Below are 20,330 nucleotides of genomic sequence, written 5' to 3' on the forward strand. Positions count from 1 at the left end.
GGCGTCTCGCACCTCCGCTTTGTTTCTCGGCCAAGACACTGGGCTATTGGTTTGAAGATGGGGCAAAATCTTATACTTTCTTTTCCTGCAATGAAAGAAGGCAAAAATCCTGCTCAAGGATTTTTGCCTTCTTTATTTATTGGTTTTCGATTTCTTCCACTTTTAACGATAATTCGGTCCAACGTTCCATCGCCTGATCGAGTTTTACTTCCATTTCCTGCTGTTTTTTATAGAGTTCCTGAACCTTTCCTGCATCGCTGCCCGCCTGGCCAATCTCTTTTTTCAGTTGTTCAATCTGTTCTTCAAGCGATGCAATTCGATCTTCAATCCCGTTCCATTCCTGCTGCTCTTTATAGGTTAGTTTTTTCTTTTTCGCAGCAGGCTTTTGAATCGGTAGTTCTTTTTTGTTTGCTTTGATCTTTACCGCCGCTGCCTGTTCTTTTTTTCGTTCATCCATGTATTCGCTGTAGTTTCCTTCGAAGCGGCGGATGCGGCCATCCCCTTCAAAGACGATCAATCGATCGACAACCCGATCAAGAAAATAACGTTCGTGCGATACGGCCAGAACAGTGCCTGGAAATTGCAACAAGTAATCTTCGAGAACGGTCAATGTCTCCGTATCCAGATCATTTGTCGGTTCATCAAGAAAAAGGACATTGGGTTCCGCCATCAAAATGCGCAAAAGATAAAGCCGCTTATGCTCACCGCCGGACAATTTGCGGATAAACGTACGCTGACGTGGGCGCGAAAACAGGAATCGCTCGAGCATCTGCTCTGCCGTCACCTGCTGCCCGTCATCCGTGAGCACAACTTGCGCTGCTTCCTTAATATAGTCAATAACCGTCAGATCTTCGTTCATTTCGGCATGTTCCTGAGTGTAATAACCAATCTTCACGGTCTCGCCAATAGCCACTGTTCCTGAATCCGGATTCAGCCGCTTAGCTAGAATGTTCAGCAACGTTGTTTTGCCGCTGCCGTTGCCCCCGATGATCCCCAAGCGTTCACCCGGCGTAACAAGCAAGTTAAATTCATGAAAAAGTTCGCGGCCATTAAAATGCTTCGCAAGCCGCTTCGCCTCAATCACTTTCTTACCCAGGCGTGTCGATCCAAGTGCTACGTCCACCGACTGCTTGATTTCCGGACCTTTGTGTTCTTGAAGCTGATGCACACGCTCCACTCTGGCTTTTTGCTTGGTTGACCGTGCTTTCGCGCCGCGGCGCAGCCAGGCCAGCTCGCGGCGCAACTGATTCTGCAGCTTAACCTCACCGGATGCCGCATGCGCTTCGCGTTCTGCTCTCTTTTCAAGAAACAGTTCATAATTTCCGTCATAGCTGTAAAGCTTCCCGTGATCCAGTTCAAGAATGCGTTTGGTTACGCGATTTAAGAAATAACGATCATGCGTCACCATCAATAGCGCACCTGAATACTGGTCCAGCGCTTCTTCAAGCCAATCAATAATGGCGTTATCTAAATGGTTCGTCGGCTCGTCGAGAATCAGCAGATCGGCCGGCTGAATCAGTGCTCGCGCAAGAGCAATTCGTTTCTTTTGCCCGCCGGAGCATTCGTTTGCAGGCGTTTCAAAGTCCTGAATGCCCAGCCGGGTCAGAATCCGTTTTGCCGCAGCTTCCGCATCCCAGGCATCCGCTGCATCCATCTGCTGCTGGCGCTTAAGAAGCTGTTCTTGAAGTTTCGCATCTGCCGGATTCTTTTCCAATTGGGCAAGCGCCTGCTCATAATTGCGCACGGCAGCCATAATCGGCGAAACGCCCCCATAAATATGGTCCAGCGCAGTCACGCCGTCGTCAAAAACCGGGGTCTGAGGCAGATATTCGAGCCGAAAAGCATTGGCATGTCGCATACTGCCGCTTTCTGCCGAGTCACGCCCCGCGAGCACATTCAGTAAGGTCGACTTCCCGGTTCCATTGACGCCAATTAATCCAATCCGCTCACCCTCGGAAACGGAAAACGAGATATGGTCGAACAGCGTCTGCACACCATACGTTTTATACAAATCGTCAACATCAAGAATACTCAATTGGATCATCCTATTCTCTAAAAAATGATAAAGCGCCATTATTCATGCTCATTGATGAGTCTCAACACGAACCAGTTTTCCAATGACAATCAACCGATTCGGCGTACGCGTCGGCTTGTCACACGTGACCAATGTAATCCGTTTGTCTTTGGTCTGGTCAACGACACTACCCTCGTTTTCAGAAACAATCTTTCGATTCGAGACCCGATACACGTAGTCACTCGTCAAGTTGGTAATGACGACTTCATCACCGATTTTCACATGCATCAATGGACCAAAAAGCAGATTTTCACGCTGCATGTGGTGCCCGGCAAGTGCATAATTGCCGCTGCCCATTTTCTGATCCGAACGCATGGTAGCCGCACCCACCAGCAAATTGCTGCTGGTCGTTCCCTTTAAAATAGGGAGCGCAATCCCGAGACGCTTCACTTGAATGCGCCCGATCACCGCATGAGAGGAAACACGCGTCCCGGCCTTTACCGCCTCATAAAATGAAGGCGGCTGAATCGATTTATAATCAAAGGAGGCATCCCGTTGATTATTTTTCTTAAGCTGAGTTGCTGTCAATTGCTCCGAATTCAACTTTCCGCTCAGATAACCGATCAAACCTTCCTTTAAAAAAGGAGAAGCAATCAAAAGAATACCTGCCGCGATGCAAAGTACAGCCAGCCATTTGCGCCACACAAACTATCCCGCCTTTTTAAAAGATACCTAATCAAAGTGTACCATGATCAAGTGCCGAATGTTATCTCACACCAATAAAAATTGGTCTTGCTCAGACATGCAGAAATTTTCAGACCTGCGATCAACGGAGGCGCACCACAGCCGAAGCACTGTTTTATCGTTTTGAATACATGATGACAGAGTTTTTATATCAAAAAGGCATCCGGTCTGTTTGGCCGAATGCCCTTCTACAAGTTACTGTTTTTGCTTCTCTCTTAGCCTTTTCTCCGTCTTCTCGAGAAAATAGTCAGGAATGCGCCGCCAATCAGTAGTGCTGCCCCGGCCGCAAATGTTGCTAGAGGATTACCATCACCGGTTTTCGGCAAGTCTTTCTCAGATTTCGGTGTCGCGGTCTCCACTAGACCTAATTGTCCACGTTCAATCGATGCCGTATTCTTGGATGTCGCGTCTTTTTTAATCACTTGGTTTGGTTGAGGCGTTCCTCCATTTTGTTGTTCGCCCAAAACGCCACGTTCAATTGTTGGAATTGCTTTATTCGTTGCTGTAATCTCTACCGGCTTCGAGATGCCTTTTTCAATAACAAACGAAATTGGCGTTGCGTCAAGCTGGTAGCCTTCGGGTGCCTTGGTCTCAATGAAGGCATATTTCCCTGGTGCAAGATCCTTCACAACAAACCGACCGCTATTATCTGTTGTCAGTCCGGTTTTCAAAATCTTGCCGTTACCGTCAACCAGCTTGAATTCGGCTCCCTTGAGCACAGCATCTGGATCATTTTTATCAACCTTGGTTAAACGAACATCACCTGGGGTGAGCAGGTCGGCTGCAGTAATCGCAATCGCCTTGACGTCCGTTGCCGTCACATGGAACGGAATCGGCGTCTCATCCAAGTCATAATTCTTCGGTGCTTTGGTTTCGATGAAATGGTAGTTGCCCGGTGCCAAACCGCTTACCGTGAATTGGCCTTTATCGTTCGTCGACCAGACGGATGGCAGCGATTTTCCATTTGCATCTTTCTCAACAACCTTTCCGGTGCTGTCATAGAGTTTAAATTCTGCTCCTTTAAGGACTGCATCCGGATCATTTTTGTCGACCTTCGTCAGGACGACACTGTTCAACTTATCTGTGGCCGTGATCGGGATTGCTTTGACGTCTTTGTTCGTCACTTTAAACGGAATCGGCGTTGCATCTAGTTCATAGCCATTTGGTGCTTTTGTTTCAATGAAATTGTACTCGCCAGCTGCCAGACCGTTCACCGTAAATCGGCCTTGGGCATCTGTCGTCCACACAGCTGTAAGTTTCTTTCCGGTTACATCTTTTTCAACAGCCTTGCCGTCCTTATCAACGAGCTTAAACTCTGCTCCTTTGAGTACGGCATCCGGATCGTTTTTGTCGACCTTCGTCAGGACGACACTGTTCAACTTATCTGTGGCCGTGATCGGGATTGCTTTGACGTCTTTGTTCGTCACTTTAAACGGAATCGGCGTTGCATCTAGTTCATAGCCATTTGGTGCTTTCGTTTCAATGAAGCTGTACTCGCCAGTTGCCAGACCGTTCACCGTAAATTGGCCTTGGGCATCTGTCGTCCACACAGCTGTAAGTTTCTTTCCGGTTACATCTTTTTCAACAACCTTGCCGGTGCTGTCATAGAGTTTAAATTCTGCTCCTTTAAGGACTGCATCCGGATCGTTTTTGTCGACCTTCGTCAGGACGACACTGTTCAACTTATCTGTGGCCGTGATCGGGATTGCTTTGACGTCTTTGTTCGTCACTTTAAACGGAATCGGCGTTGCATCCAGTTCATAGCCATTTGGTGCTTTTGTTTCAATGAAATTGTACTCGCCAGCTTCCAGACCGTTCACCGTAAATTGGCCTTGGGCATCTGTCGTCCACACAGCTGCAAGTTTCTTTCCGGTTACATCTTTCTCAACAATCTTGCCGTCCTTATCAACGAGCTTAAACTCTGCTCCTTTGAGTACGGCGTCCGGATCGTTTTTGTCGACCTTGGTCAAGACGACACTGTTCAGCTTATCTGTGGCCGTGATCGGGATTGCCTTTGCATCCTCATTCGTCACTTTAAACGGAATCGGCGTTGCATCCAGTTCATAGCCATTTGGTGCTTTTGTTTCAATGAAGTTGTACTCGCCAGCTGCCAGACCGTTCACCGTAAATCGGCCTTGGGCATCTGTCGTCCACACAGCTGTAAGTTTCTTTCCGGTTACATCTTTCTCAACAATCTTGCCGTCCTTATCAACGAGCTTAAACTCTGCTCCTTTGAGTACGGCATCCGGATCGTCTTTGTCGACCTTGGTCAAGACGACACTGTTCAATGTATTAACTTTTGATACGTTGACAACGGTCGGTTGCCCGCTCGTCTGATCATCAATCGTAAAAGTTTTTGGCGCTGAATCAAGCAGGTATCCGTTCGGAGCTTTCGTCTCCGCAAAACTGTACTTGCCTGGTTTCAGATTTTCAATGCTAATTTTGCCGTTCGTATCTGTTTTTAAATCTTTCTGAATGACTTGACCGTCTTGATCAACAACGTTAAATGTTGCTCCTTCGAGTCCATGACCATCAGCATCCGTTTTCGTTAGTTCAGCCTTTCCTTTATAGTTTTCAAAGGTCTTCTTAAGGAAGACTGTCGGCTGATTGGTCGCTGACGGATCAATTGTAAAAGTCAATGGACTGGTGTTTCGAATATACCCCGGAGCAGGGGTTATTTCTTTCAGGGTATAGGTGCCCGGTCTCAAATTGTTAAGCGTAATTTTGCCATCTTTTGTTGTTAACTGTTCTGCGGTGATCGGTTGCCCGTCATTGTCTTTTGCTGCTTCGCCTTGAGCGTTCAGTAATTTAAATACCGCACCTGACAATACTTTGTCCGGATGATCACCATCAGCTTTTTCCAACGTGAGGTTTCCAGGAACCATTTTGTTCGTTACGTCTACTGGCACCGCGTAGGTTGACAATTGTCCTTTCTTGATTTCAAAAGGCACTGCTTTACTATTCTTTAAATAGCCGGCAGGTGCTTGGGTCTCAACGAGTTGATAATTTCCCGGTGCCAAATCCTTGATGAGCAATTTGCCGTTCTGATCGGTTGTTACGCTTGTTCTAACGGCGTCTCCATTGCGGTCCAGGACGTTGAAGACTGCGCCTTTCAGTCCTTCACCGCTCACTTCGTCTTTCTTAAATACTTCTGCATTTCCCGGGGTCAGCGTATCATGAGCAACCACCGTTGCTTCATCGACCGACTTCTGACCCGGCGCAACGGTCACAGGGATCGGCGCGGCATTTAGATCATAATTGGTTGGTGCCTTGGTTTCAATAAATTGATAGTGTCCCGGCACAAGATTATTGACCACGATTTGACCGTATTCATTGGTGACGAGATGCTCTTTCACCCAAATCTGATGCCCGCTGTTATCCACTCGAATCAATTTGTATTCAGCGCCTTGCAGCAGCGATTGATCCTCCGTTGCCTTTTTAATCAACTTCGCACTGCCGGGAGTCAACGTATTTTCTGCAGTGACTTCGGCCGCCACTTGCTGACCTTTTTCAATAACCACTTTAATGCGTTCATTGTTAAGGTCATAGTTTGCAGGAGCCTTCGTTTCGGTAAAGTAGTAAGTACCTGGCTTCAGGTTTGTAACCGCAATTTTACCATTAGCATCCGTTGTTAAATCTTGCTTAATGATCGATCCATGAGCATCTTCCAGATTGAATACCGCGCCCTCAAGCGTTTGATTAGGATCGGCTGAATCCACTTTCGTCAAAACAGCGTCACCTGGAATCAGCTTATCAATCGCCTTCTTTTGAACAACTTCAGTTTGCCCTTTTGTGATCGTAAACGTGATTGGTGTCGCATCTACTTCGTACCCAGTTGGAGCCTGCGTTTCAACAAATTGATAGTTTCCTGGCTTCAAACCTTCGTAGATGATTTGGCCCTTGTCATTGGTTTGCAAATCTTCTTTAATTACATGACCCGTAGCATCCTTCAGTGTATATTTTGCACCCTGAAGGCCAAGCTCCGCATTGTCTTCCCCAACCTTATTCAATATTACGCTACCTGTCTGCAAAGCATTCGGTGCATTAATCTTCAATGGTTGTTTCTGGCTCTTCTCGATTGTAAACTTAATCGGTTCTGGATTGAGCACGTAACCGGCCGGAGCTTTTGTTTCCATGAATTGGTAGTCACCCGGCTTTAGATTGTCTACCGTCAGTTTCCCTTTGCTGTCTGTATGAAGACCTGATTTCAGTGTTTCTCCCGTCTGATTCTGGAGATCAAATGTCGCGCCGGTCAGTGGTGCGTCATGATTATCCGAGTCAACCTTTGTCAATTCGACACTGCCGGTTATCAACCCATTGGTTGCTGAAATTTGAAGGGGTTTGACTTGACCCTTTTGAATGGTGAATGGAATCGCTGAGCCGCTGATCAATGCGTAATCGTTCGGTGCACTGGTCTCGACAAATTGATAGTCGCCCGGTACTAGATCATTTACCTCAATTTGACCAGCTGCATTCGTTGTTAATCCGCTCTGTAGTACGTTACCATTCTGAACAAGATTGAACACAGCTCCGGATAAAGTCTTACCCGTGTCTTCGTCTGTTTTTGTTAAAACGACAGAACCTGGCGTGAGTGTGTTTTTAGCAGTAACGTTGATAACGGTTGTTTGATCTTCATTGATCGTAAACGCATAGGGTGTTGAATTGAGTTGATAGTTTGCCGGTGGAATGATTTCCACGAGTTGATAGTTTCCAGGCTTCAGATTATCGGCCGTCAACTGTCCGTTTTCATCAGTCGTCAGCTGCTCGATGAGCTTGCCGTCTTGATCCTTGAGCTCGAATACAGCATTTTTCAACTTTTCTCCGGATACATCATCTTGTTTTGTCAGAATCACTTTTCCAACGAATTTATGATTGACAACGGCTAATTGTGTAGTCGTCTCCCCTTTAGCCGGCTTGTCGATCGTAACTGTTTTCCCCGCTTTATAATCAGGATTAATGACATATCCTGTTGGTGCTTTATCCTCTTTCAATACGTAGTCGCCGTATTTGAAATGATTGAACGCTGCCTTTCCATCGTTGTCCGTTGTAATTGTTCGCAGCGCTGTTTTTCCTTCTTTGTCATACAACGTAAACGTTGCACCCGAAAGCGCACTGCCATCGTCAGCATCTTTTTTAGTTATGGTCAGTCCACCGATCTCTCCACTTCCGGTACCATCACCACCAGAAAGCTTAACGGTAACCTCTGAACTTGTTTCTGTTGTATACGTCTGTATGTTTTTGCCATCAAGCTTTACCGTATTTTCCAGCTTGTCGCCATTTGATGCATTGATTAGCGTTCTATACGTTAACAAATAGGCATCATTGATTGCGTTTTTAAATGCTAAGGTGAAGGATTGTGCACCGGTATCATTATCCGTATGAACATCGCGTGTATAATCGGTTCCTTGCTTCAATGGCTCTCCGGTTTTTGTTAACGTTCCATTCCTGTTAACCGTTGCTTTATAAAGCTCAAAGGATGAGGCATCAATAATTTGATTGTTGCTTGGTGTGTCTGTAAGAACAGGTTCTGAGACCGACGATTGGCTTGGATTAATATTTACCGTCCAATTGACATAATTCCCATCTTGCGCACCGCTTTTTGAAGCAAAGCTGTCGCCATTGGTTGGCTGAACTGAAGCCGATAGATCCGTTACTTTATCCGCCCCATCGAGCACCAACGCTGTATTGTCATATGCTTTATGAATGATTTGCCCATTCAATGACGTTTTAAAGGTCATGTAATACGGTGAGTCAATCGCCTTTTTAAAATGAACCGTCAGCGTATTATCATTAGCAGCTGATGGGTACTCAACCGTGTAGTCATCTTCCGGAACGTCCTCTCCAACGGAATACCCATTCCACCCACCGGTTAACGTCATCGTGTGTACCTCGAGCGATCCGTCAATGTATTGTTGATTGTCTTTAATTTGGTCAACGATTTTAGGATCTTTAAGGGTCACATTGTTATAGTTTATACCGATTTTCCATGTGATTTGTTTGTTCGACGGGTCGTAGGAGCCGCTCTTAAACCCATTAGACTTTGTATAATCATCCGGATTAAAGGTTGCTGTTGATGAACTTGATTGATCTTTCCCATTCTCATCTTTCCATGTCAACTTTGAAGTGTTTGAAAAAACCGTTTTACCGGATGCTAGTTTGTTGTAATCAAAGTCCGTCGTATAAGTGATCGTAAATGAATCGGTTGTTTTTGCATAGGCGCCTTTAAATGTAACAACAAAACCATTAGCATCTGAACTCAAGTCATAATCTGTGCCCTTTGTAGGATCCTTATCTTTTGTTTCATTATGAATCTTAAATGCGTTCTCCTTCAGCGCTAATCCAGCATGATCAAATGTATCGGTTATTGTCGCATTATTAAGTTCGTAGTGATTCCCATTAACGGTAATCTTCCAAGTGGCTGTTTTAGCCTTATAATCAGCGCCGGTGTTTGACTTTATAATGCCCTGCTGTTTTGGGTATTGCTCATTGCCTGATGCGGAGCTGTTGTCGGAAGTTACCGTGTTGCTGATCTTCCCATCTTCAGTTACTAATCCCACAGCTTTTGTTGTATACGTGATTTGATAAGCACTGTCAATACCATGCTTAAATTGGAGATCAAAACCGTTTTTATCGGTCGTTGATTTAGGAGTTACCTCATATTCACTGTTATCTACCAAGCTCCCCTGGGTAAATCCTCCATCGTCCTTCACCGTAGCCTGATAAACCTTAACTGAGCTGCTATCAAGTTCATGGCTATTGTCGAATAAATCATGCAGAACGGCATCGGCCTGCTTTATCGATTGCTCATCACCGTTATAATTAATGGTCCATTTGATGGTTTGCGTATTCGAGTCATAGGATCCTGTTTTCGTTAAATGCGTTCCAAGCTTAGTGGTTATTGACGCAGATGCCTTGACATCCTCATTTCCATCACTGGAAAGCGTCGCCGTATTTTTAAACGTTCCCTTTTTTGAAGAATCATTAATCTTCGTTGAATATTGAATTTGATAGGCACGGTTGATGTCCTGATTGAACTTAATGGTCAGGTTACCATCATCTGTGCCAAGCTCATAGTCGCTTGAGGGAACTTGACTGCCAAGCTTTACGGTTCCATCAACATTCACTTGCAGTTGATACAGCTTAATTGAATCTTTGTTGAGGGTTAGCCCGGCAGGCGTCGGATCCTTCACCACTGCATTTTTCAATGTTGCTTCATTCGTATTGATATTTACCGTCCAATTAATATTTTTCGGATTTACGCTTCTATCTGGTGAAACGTCTTTGTGAATTGCTGTTCCTTTTGGATTTTCAAATGGAATTGTAACCGTTACGGCATCACCCGGCAGATCAAACTTGATTTCCTTTTGCGTACTTCCGGTAATCGTTTCTTTATTAAATTTCGTAAAGACAGTAAACGTCCCGCCAACGTTGGAATGACGCTCTGCGTAATTAGTGAATGTAAGGGTTACCTTGCCGGTATCGTTGTTCCCATGTTTCACCATATAATTTGCAACGACATTGCCATCATCATCTTTAAGTTCTCCGTTAAAGTCATTATAAATGGCAAATTCTTGAGGCAAATCAAAGGTATAGTAATCGCCTTCGTGGATATCCCAATCGTCTTCAATTGACCAATTCATATGAATGTATGCCTCAGATTCAAGTCCCGGTCGATGCTCTGAGCTCCATACATTCCCATCTTTATCTGTAATTTTGTCAACCGACACAACGGGTTTCGTTATTTCTTGAGGGGTTGAGGCCTTTGCTTCAGCCGCAGCACGTTCAATGCTTTTCGTTTGTTTCTTTTCTGGTGCGGTTTGTACTGATGCAACGCTTTCCTTTTGATTTTCTGCTTTGGCTGCCGCACCTGAATCTCCGACTGCTTCTTGCTTTGCTTGACCCGCACTCGATGCGTCCTTCGATTCTGCATCTGTGTCGGCTTTCTCAGCTTTTGCTTGATCTTCCGTGCTCGAACCATCAGTCGTCTTTCCTTGATCATCCGTTGCTGTAGCGTTGTGATCGGCTTTTTCTGATTTCTCAGTTGTTGCCTCTGCCTTAACCGCGACATTGATCGTCTGTTTTTGGTTATTTCCCAAATCAAAGTCGATCGGTGTGATCTTTTGATCCGCTTTGATGTCATCATCAAAAACGGCTGGAATGCGCAGGTTTCCGGTGGCTCCGGAAAGGTCTTTTGTTTTTTCACTGTTAAAATGGATGGTCAATTGATTAGCATTCGCCGGTTGGTCACTGGCTTTGATTGTATAGCTGCCAATGACCGTTGTATTGTCGGCGAGTTTAACCTCACCGGTTGTGTCGGTGCTATCTTTGTCTCCATCGTCTTTTGTGCCGACCTTAAATTGAGCAGGTATCTGGATGGTCACATCTTGATCAAGTTTTTGACCGTCTTTTTGTGTCCATGTATAGTCCAGATTCACTGCATCTCCTTGCTTCAATGGATTTTCTGTATTAACCTCTTTTGCTGCGTCACCTTCCCCAGTGGTCAGCCCTACTGAATCAATGATTTGCTGCGTTTGGGTATCTTCCGCACTCGCTTGCCCCAAAAATGGCGACAATGACATTTGGCTAAAGATAACAAACAGTGCAAGGACGATAATCATAAAGCGTTTCATTACTTTTCTGTGCTTTGTTTTTTGCAGTCCGAGCGGCAGTCTTTTTGCTCTCACCATGCTTCTCCCCTTTGGTATGTAATCGGTGTGTTTATAAATAGCCGTGTTCACTGGACACAACATGAGACCGTTTGATGGAATGTGAAATAAACAATCAAGATGGGTTTGTTTCGTGTGGTGTTTATTAGCGCCGATACATTGGTCAGCTAATAATGATTCTAACTTGGGGAACTGTACAGAATCTGAACAAAAATCGAATTTTTTTCACATTTTCGGATTATTTGTATAAAAAGTCACAGACAAGGACTGTTCTTAATCTCCAGCCACATGTGATGGGTTCGTGTCTTTTCGGCGCTGAATCGCCGCTTCGGTTACTCGCTTGCCGCGGGCGCACCGCGAGCCTCCTCAGACAGGTAGGTATCTGCGGGGTCTCGCTGGCACGCTGTTCCCGCAGGCGCCCGAACATCTGCGCGTTGATTCTCGGTCAAGACACGGGTCTATGGGTTTGAAGATGGGGCAAAATCATAAAGCTTCTTTACCTGTAAAAAAGACCTGAGGGAAACCATGTTCCTCAGGTCTTTTTTCATCTAAAAACCACCCGATCAACAAGCAACTGTTGACCGGGCGGTTCTCGGGCGGTATGCCGTTCACTTTTTTTTAAACTTCTGTTTCATTAACTTCCTTCAGCCTCTCGTAGATGCGGATGGCACCCTCGACATTGCCTGTTTTGTTGTATATGGTCATCTCTTGCTTCATATTTCGCTCATCCCCGGGCTGAATCCGATCCACTTTTTGACAGACAGCCAATGCTTCTGTATCTTCGTTATTTTTTATAAGAAAGTCGACTAACCGATGTGCGTGTTGCAACCACAATTGGCACAGTCTGATCCGTTCGGGTTCCGCCCACAAGTACCCATACTCTTCAAAGTAATGGCCTTTATAGTCATTGAACGCCTGAATATGATCCTGATAAGTTGAACGATCGAGTTTATGCAATCTTTCAAGCCGCGCCTCCCATTCTTCAACATCAATACTCGCTCCGGCAAGCGTGAGCGAGTAGCCGATATCATTCTTCACAATTTTTTGTTTAAACGCCAGTTTATCAAGTACTTTTCGAACTTGATATATGGTTGTGTATAGATGGGTAGCCGCCTTGTTTGGATCCGCTTCCGGCCAAAGTAAATCGACCAGCGCTTCTTTGCTGACAAAGCGATCATGGGAACTTAGAAGGAATGCATAAAGTTCCCTTGCCTTGGACGTACGCCATTTGACCGCAACATCAACTTTTTTGCCCTTATCCATCCGGTAGAATTTGAGATGATCGAAGCAAGCAATGGCAAAGCTGATCGTTTCTCGCTCTGCCTGTTCTTGCTTTATGTATCGTTCATGGAGCAGCCGTTCAATCGTTCGCTTCAGCCGGTCTTTCATTATCGGTTTGAGCAGGTAGTCCACTGCGTTTAATTCAAATGCTTTAATGGCAAATTCATCAAAGGCGGTCGTGAACACAACCTTAATGTTCGTGTTGTTATCCTGAAGTCGTGCTGCCAGTTCAATCCCGCTCATTTCCGGCATTTCAATATCTAAAAAAGCAACGTCGGGATGCCGATTTGCCGCCTCGTCAAGCGCCTGTTCAGGATCCGTGTAGGTTTGGATCATTTCAAAGCAACCCGTTGCCTTAAGCATCGTTTTCAGCTGCCTGCACGCCAACACTTCATCGTCAACCACAAACGCAATCATTTCATGATCCCCTCCAATCACACAAGGCGTCCGTACACTTGACGAACCCGAATACAGGATTTTCAGAAAACAATGTAATCTAGACTAATTATAGCATTGAAACCGCTGCTTGCACGCATTCGTTCGTGTACGAAAGTGAAGAATAATCGATTCTTATCGAGACGCAATCTGGTAAAATGGTAGAATCAAGGTAGGGCAGTACAATCAAGCATTTCCAGGCAATAAAATTCCACACTCTTTTTCGGGAGAATGATAAGTGATGCGGCGTTCCTTTGCATTAGGTGTAGTTCTTTTGTGTTATGTTGGTTTCTTCTTAATCTTCCTTTCATGGTATCATAGTTCAAAATACGACGGTCCGATCGCAACACACGGAACGCTTGATATTAGTCATTGGAACTTTGCAAAAGACGGGGAAATTCAATTAAATGGCCAATGGATGCTTTATCCGGGGCAAATCTTGTCTCCAAAAGATAATCTGGCAAAGAAGAAGTATCAATTCATGACCGTACCAACAGCAAAAAACGGCACAGAGAATTTTAAAGCAGTCGGTTCCAACACGGGGACTTATCGTTTGCTGATCCATTCCGACCGAAATCAAGTGTTCGGCTTGCAAACTTCAACCATTTACAGTTCAAATCGAATCTATGTGAATGGCCAATTCGTTGGCGAAAGCGGTCACCCGTCAACCGATCATCACATGGAAACATCGCTCAGATCTTATGCAGCCTACTTTACACTTCATAAAGGCGACAACGAACTTCTGATTCAGACCACCCGCGCCACAGGAGCAGTTGGTTGGGGAATCTCACGGCCAATCCTGTTTGGCACCCAGCAACAGATTTCGCAAAAGCATGATTTTATCTTATTTAATGATTTAAGTGTGGTTATCTCGTTCTTTATTATCGGTCTTTACTTTTTGGGCTTTTTTATCCAACGAACAAAAGATCTATATTTACTGTTCTTTTCAATTATTTGTCTGTTATTCGCCGTGATTATTTCATTTATCAGTGAAGCGCGCGTCATTTATTTACTTTTTCCAAACTTGTCCTATGCTCACTTAGTCATTATCGAATCGACCTCTACCTTGCTCATCGGGATCGCACTGCTGCTCTATTTGTATTTTGCCTATCCCCAGCTCGTGTCAAAAAAAATAACTTATGGCGTAGTCACTGTCTCACTTTGTACGCTGATCTTAGATTTTCTTCCCTTGGATCAATTAACAATGATCGGATTGCTGCTTCATACGAGTTCAGCCGTATTCACCCTCGCCTACGCGTTCTATATCTTTGTTTTGGCAATTATTCAGCGTGTAGAGGGCAGCGTCTATCTGATGATTGCAGCACTCTCAATGAGTATCTTTGTGATCATGACCACCATAAACGTCTACATACCGAAACGGTTGTTTGCTCTTTATTCCGTTTCATCACTCCTATTTCTTTTGATGCTCGCACTGCTAATGTCACAGCGTTTTTCCAACGCATTTAAGCGTAGCGAGCATCTGACAGCAGAACTTGATCAAAACAATCAAATTAAAGATGAGTTCATCGCTAAAATTTCCCATGAATTTAGAACGCCGCTGAATGGGATTATCAACATTGCGCAGACACTTCTGGCAAGCAAGAAAGACCGAAAAATCTCTGAAGAAGCAGAAAAACTGCAAATGGTGACACGCATTGGTTACCGGCTGTCCGACTTGGTCAACGATATTTTAGATATTGAGAAATTAAAACATGGCACTCTAGCTGTCCGGCCGGTTCCGCTTGACGTCGCTGCAGTCGTTCAAGCAGAACTCGCCTTCTATAAATTGCTTGCGGAGAAAAAAGGCTTGTACTTAGTCAATCAGATTCCAACCGATCTTCCGCTTATCTACGCTGATGAGAATCGGTTTCGTCAGATCATCAATAACTTGGTTGACAATGCGATCAAGTACACCCAGTCCGGCAAAATCACAATTCGTGCGAAAAGGAACACAGACGGCGTTGAACTGATTATTGCCGATACAGGCTCAGGGATCCCCCCATCCGAAATGGAGACAATTTTTCATCCATTTGAACGCAAAAAAGTTACCCAAGTTGAAGGCACAGGGCTCGGCCTGAGTATTGTCAAACAACTGGTTGCGCTTCAAAAAGGAAAACTATGGGTTGACTCTGAAGTAGGTGTTGGCTCAATCTTCCATGTCGTTCTGCCAATCATCAGAAGCGAACACATCATTGATTCGCGATTAAGCACGAAACACGCAAGACATACGCATCAAAGCAAAGGGCAAATTCCGGCCGCCAAGGCGCTCATCACCCCTCACTACTCACATTCCGTGAAAGCCCCTGCAATCTTAGTTGTAGATGATGACTTAGAGAATTTGTCCATTCTGATCGATATGCTGGAAGGAATTCCTTATAACGTCACTGCCGTAAAAAACGGCAAGGAAGCGTTGGCTGAACTTGCACGCGCAAAACCGGATTTAGTCATTACCGATCTCATGATGCCGGGCATGTCCGGCTTTGAGTTGTGCACTAAGATTCGTAAGCAGCATCGTTTAACCGAACTGCCCGTGCTGACGTTAACCGCGGCAATCAATAATGAGGATAAACATCTTGCTTTTCGCGCCGGGGCAAATGACATTTTACAAAAACCGTATAACTTCTCTGAGTTTGCAGCGCGGATCCGCGGCTTGATTCTGATGAAACAAGCCGCTGCCCAGGCGACAAATATGGAAGTCGCCTTCTTGCAATCACAAATCAGACCGCATTTTCTCTACAACGTGCTTAATTCAATGATTGCGCTGAGTTATGAGGATATTGAAAAAACGCGTGACATGATCACTCAATTTGCTGCCTATTTGCGCGGAAGTTTTGATTTCCAAAACACTTCGTCGATCAGTTCCTTAAAAAAAGAGCTTGAGCTGGTCAAAGCTTATTTGGCCATTGAAAAAATGCGCTTTGGTGAGCGTGTGCGCGTGATGCTTAACGTTGATGGAACCCTTGATTTTCCACTGCCTCCTTTAATGATCCAGCCACTTGTCGAAAATGCTGTGCAACACGGCATTGGAAAACGCAAGACAGGCGGACAAGTGCGTGTAACCGTTCGGCACGAAAAAAACCATTACATTATTCAGGTTGCTGATAACGGTGTCGGCATGTCACAGGAAGAGCTTGAAAGCGTATTGGACATCGCAAACGGACGGCGCAGCGTCGGTTTAAAAAACATCAATAATCGTTTAAAACACTTTTTTGGAACGGAGTTGATGATTGAGAGCCGCCTTGGTTCCGGTACAACGATCACCATGCATCTACCGGATCGTTCCTGACGTGAAGCGATTTCCCCACTCGCCATCAGTGCCTGGATAGGGTTGCAGTTTTCCACAAAAATGAATACCTCCCAGCCTAAATGAACTGAGAGGTAGGTTATGCTTATATGGATTTATACTGAACTATCACAACTGCATGCGTGTGTAACGCTCCGATGGAACCGTATCAAGAAATGGGCTTGCCGCCCCGCTTGAGAGCAAAACCAGTTCATGCATCGCACGCGTACACGCTGTGTAAAAGAGTGTCCGCTCACTTTCATGGCTGTAGTTGCTTGCCGAAGCATCATAAATGATCGCCGCGTCAAACTCAATACCCTTGGCCAAATAGATCGGAATAATGATAAAGCCCTTGTCAAATTGATACGTTTCTTGCGTGATCAACTTTACATTCGTCCGATGCTGAAGCAGATCATAAACTTCTCGGCATTCCTTCATTGTTTTTCCAATCAATGCGATGGTTTCATGACCGTTTTGTTTGAAGTCATCGATCTTATTTAAGATGACCTCTGTTTTCTCTGATTGCTTATGCGTATCAATCCACTCCGGAAGCCTGCCGCTGCGATCAAATGGTTCGATAACCTCCCCCATTGGGACAATCGCTCGCGCAAAATTCATAATTTCTTTCGTTGATCGATAACTGCGCAGCAAGGTCAATTTCTGCACGTCGTTCGGGTCGTATAAGTGCTCCGAAAGCATCGTGTCTTCGCCCAGACTTTGCGCATAGATCGCTTGATTCACATCGCCGAGAATCGTCATTTGGCAGCGCGGAAACGCCGCCTTCAAAAATGCCAATTGAGCCGGCGAATAGTCCTGCGCCTCGTCAATGATTAAATGGCGGATATCCCGATTACCCTTTCGTCCTTGTATTTTTTCCTTCATATAGAGGTAAGGTACAGCATCTTCCCAAGGACAATCGCCTTCTTCAAAGCGCATCCGCGTTACGCGGCAAATTGCGTTCCATTCTTTAGGTACGGCATCCACACTGTATTTCTGATAGAAGATCTCGCTATATACCTTTTGTGTGTTAACAAAATCCAGTTCCTTCACTCGGCGTCTCAACCGTTTCAAGTGCCGGTTCATCACGATTTTGCGCAGCAGCAACTCTTCTCGATCATAGTCGTCAAAGGTTGCATCACTAAACTGCTTCTCTTGCTGCAGCTTATCAAAGATATTTTTATAGTCTGATTTGTCGAGAAGACCGGCTTCCTCCAGCACCCAATCTTCCTGGCGTTCATGCTTTGAGAAGATGGCGATACGGCGCAAGAGCCAATCTCGCACGTGTTCTAGGCGATTGAGCAACGCCCGATCTTGCGGCAGCGCATAGAAATAGCCCTCGATCTCTTTGCCTGAAACAATGATCCGATCACGAAACGCCACATCACGAAAAAACATTCCGGCACGCTTCAAATGGTCGAGCCAATGATCAATCAGATCGCGATAGGCCAGCGAAGCTTTAAAATGGATCCCCGCAATTCTGTTCTTAAATTGTGGCCCCTCTTTCATCGTCAGACAAGCTTCTGTCTGATCAAACGGGTTCTCCAGCTGCAGCTCCCCGCCCATTCGTTCCTCAATAAAGTCTTTGAATGTGGTCTGAATAACATTTTCCTCACCAAGTTCCGGCAGTACCGAGGAAATAAAACTTGAGAAAAGTGGATTCGGTGAAAAGAGCAGCATGTTATCCGAACGCAGCGTTTTCCGATAGCGGTACAACAAAAAAGCAACACGTTGCAGCGCAGCTGACGTCTTGCCACTTCCGGCTGCACCTTGAACAATCAGATAGCGATCTTTCTCATTGCGAATGATTTGGTTTTGTTCGCGTTGAATCGTTGCAACAATGCTTTTCATGTGTGTGGATGCCTTGCCGCTGAGTACTGCTTGAAGCAACGAATCGCCGATCGTTAACCCGGTATCAAACATTCCTTTGATCTGTCCGTCTCGAATCATAAATTGTCGTTTCAGCGTCATGCTGCCTTCAACTTCACCATCAAGCGAGCTGTACTTTGCCGGACCCGGTGCATAATCGTAGTACATGCTTGAGATCGGCGCTCGCCAATCATAAATCAGAAAATCCTCATTTCGGCTGTCCATTAATGAGCCAATACCAATATAAAGCGGCTCCACCTGATCCTCATACTCCTCGCGAAAATCAATGCGCCCAAAGTAAGGCGTTTCCTGCAATCGAAACAGCGTTTTGAGCGCTTTCGTCATCTGACCGTGACGTCGCTCACGTTCCGAAAGCAGCTCTGCTTGTTGCTTAATGCTGGCCTGTGTTTCGTAAACATCATCATTTTCATCGAGATTGACGGTAACATCATCCCAAAAGGTTTTTCTCAGATCGACAATTCTTTTTCTCACTTCGCCCTTTTTGCCTGTGATCTTCTCAATTTTTTCTGTGATGACATCGACAACTTCATTGACACGTTCCTGCTCCTGCCTGCGTTCACGTTCCGCCATCATGCAAACACCTCTTCATTCAATCATTCAAAAAGCGATGATAATTTTAATAAAATCGATTTATTTCCCTTGACAACATTAACTTTTTGTGTTATGTTATAATTTGGTTTTGTTGTATAGATTTTCATTGAGTAATAACTATAACATGCACGGATTGAAACTTCAATACTCATGTACCGTTGTGCTTTTTCATTTTCTACGATTGATTAACGCATCATTCTGTTTCGATCATGCATGAAAAAAATCTTTGATGAATAAACACCGGAATCCTTTTTCAAGGTACAAAAAAAAGACGATCTTCATAAATAGATGATGCCACGTGACGCCTGTCTGTTCAAGTATGTAGCATTTATGGGTGTATTACGCAAAAAGCAAACGCTTACTTAAAAGAAGCTATTCAAATTCGGACAGACAGTGTTTCGCTATCCTAAGCGAAGGCATATAATAAAAAGAGAAATTTCCGCTAGGATCCAAATGACGAGGAGGGGTTCACTTCTATGAAAACAATAAGCAGCATCCAGGATCTCAGAAAAGCGCAAACTGCCATTGATAATTTCAAGGTCAGCTACCCAAACACTTTTTACCGACTGTTGCACCTTGTGAACTTCACACGCCAGCTTCAGTTTAAATATGAATACCTGTGCGGCTTAATGCTTGGAAAAGATGCCTATGCCATGCAATATGCTCCCCACTTTGTCCAGAGATCGATTATTGACCTATATAAGAACGAGATCGAGAAGATTCATAAGCATCCGCAAGGTCTGCGTGCTTTGGAACAATTAATGAATGCACATCTTGAAATAGGTTACGAAAATTTCTGTCTGCTTGTTCGTGGAAAATCACCGGAAGAAATCAAGGGCATCTACTCAAATAATCGGATCATCAAGTGAATGCCCGTTTTGAGAATCAATGCATTGCTCATGAGCACTGAAAGAAGGAAAAGTAATGATATGTGTGCCCGTTTTCTTGAATAGCATTGCATCACCGATCTTTATGTACTATTTTCTCCCCCCAATGATCGGTATCGCAGCAGCAATCAATCTCATTCTCGATGCATTGATTTTCAGTTTGGCGCTTTTGTTTTTCAATGTGAAAATGACGTTGTCCCGTTTCTTCCGAACACTTATCGGTCTATGGTTCGTGAACATGATCGCCAATTCAGCTGCTTCGTTGTTACTCGCATTAATCGGTACAATCCGTTCAAAATACCACTTGTATTTGATTGATTATTATACCATCTACTCGTCGCCATTCAGTACAATCAGCTTTTTGCTTGCGGTACTATTGGCGGGACTGATCATTTATTGGCTGGGCTATTTCTACTTGAAGGGGCATTTTTCGCAAAAACAAGCCGCAAGAATGGCGCTTGTCTTTGCGTTGCTTGCGGCTCCCTATCCATTTTTAATTCCTGCTACCTTTTTTTACTGACACGATCCTCATGGATGCTCCG

8 protein-coding genes are annotated in these 20,330 nt (G+C 44.8%); 3 read left to right on the forward strand and 5 right to left on the reverse strand.

All coding sequences use genetic code 11. From position 1 onward, the window contains the following. Window positions 1-136 precede the first annotated feature (136 nt). The 4 genes from AA84_RS0116045 to AA84_RS0116060 form a co-directional block, all read right to left on the reverse strand. The gene (locus tag AA84_RS0116045) at window positions 137-2,035 is read right to left on the reverse strand and encodes an ABC-F family ATP-binding cassette domain-containing protein (RefSeq protein ID WP_028978058.1); all 1,899 of its coding nucleotides are present in this window, start codon (window positions 2,033-2,035) and stop codon (window positions 137-139) included. Between the two features lie 48 nt (window positions 2,036-2,083). Beyond that, complete coding sequence (locus AA84_RS0116050) at window positions 2,084-2,719, reverse strand: class A sortase (RefSeq protein WP_028978059.1); 636 nt, start codon at window positions 2,717-2,719, stop codon at window positions 2,084-2,086. A gap of 254 nt (window positions 2,720-2,973) precedes the next feature. Beyond that, window positions 2,974-11,442, reverse strand: a complete 8,469-nt coding sequence (locus AA84_RS0116055; protein ID WP_160168744.1) for a SpaA isopeptide-forming pilin-related protein — start codon at window positions 11,440-11,442, stop codon at window positions 2,974-2,976. 600 nt (window positions 11,443-12,042) lie between these two features. Beyond that, window positions 12,043-13,122, reverse strand: a complete 1,080-nt coding sequence (locus AA84_RS0116060) for a response regulator (protein WP_028978061.1) — start codon at window positions 13,120-13,122, stop codon at window positions 12,043-12,045. Window positions 13,123-13,381: 259 nt separating this feature from the next. Between AA84_RS0116060 and AA84_RS0116065 the strand changes: the two genes are divergently transcribed. Next, the gene (locus AA84_RS0116065) at window positions 13,382-16,426 is read left to right on the forward strand and encodes a hybrid sensor histidine kinase/response regulator (protein ID WP_028978062.1); all 3,045 of its coding nucleotides are present in this window, start codon (window positions 13,382-13,384) and stop codon (window positions 16,424-16,426) included. A 126-nt stretch (window positions 16,427-16,552) separates the two neighbouring features. Here AA84_RS0116065 and helD read toward each other — a convergent pair whose 3' ends face one another. Further along, a complete protein-coding gene (helD, locus tag AA84_RS0116070) occupies window positions 16,553-18,883 on the reverse strand; it encodes an RNA polymerase recycling motor HelD (protein WP_328286241.1) in 2,331 nt (776 codons plus the stop codon). A 494-nt stretch (window positions 18,884-19,377) separates the two neighbouring features. Here helD and AA84_RS0116075 point away from each other — a divergent pair, with 494 nt between their 5' ends. Both AA84_RS0116075 and AA84_RS0116080 read left to right on the forward strand, forming a co-directional pair. Further along, entirely contained in the window at window positions 19,378-19,770 is a 393-nt protein-coding gene (locus AA84_RS0116075; protein WP_010025380.1) for a hypothetical protein, read from the forward strand. Between the two features lie 55 nt (window positions 19,771-19,825). Then, on the forward strand, window positions 19,826-20,308 hold the full coding sequence (locus AA84_RS0116080; protein WP_028978064.1) for a hypothetical protein: 483 nt from the start codon (window positions 19,826-19,828) through the stop codon (window positions 20,306-20,308). The last annotated feature ends 22 nt before the right edge of the window (window positions 20,309-20,330 follow it).

The organism is Sporolactobacillus terrae DSM 11697 (genome assembly GCF_000648615.1).
GTDB classification, from domain to species: domain Bacteria; phylum Bacillota; class Bacilli; order Bacillales; family Sporolactobacillaceae; genus Sporolactobacillus; species Sporolactobacillus terrae.

Coding starts and splice junctions, on each gene's coding strand:
- AA84_RS0116060 (WP_028978061.1), bottom strand. CDS start 13,122: ATGATTGCGTTTGTGGTTGACGATGAAGTGTTGGCGTGCAGGCAGCTG.
- AA84_RS0116065 (WP_028978062.1), top strand. CDS start 13,382: ATGCGGCGTTCCTTTGCATTAGGTGTAGTTCTTTTGTGTTATGTTGGT.
- helD (WP_328286241.1), bottom strand. CDS start 18,883: ATGATGGCGGAACGTGAACGCAGGCAGGAGCAGGAACGTGTCAATGAA.
- AA84_RS0116075 (WP_010025380.1), top strand. CDS start 19,378: ATGAAAACAATAAGCAGCATCCAGGATCTCAGAAAAGCGCAAACTGCC.
- AA84_RS0116080 (WP_028978064.1), top strand. CDS start 19,826: ATGATATGTGTGCCCGTTTTCTTGAATAGCATTGCATCACCGATCTTT.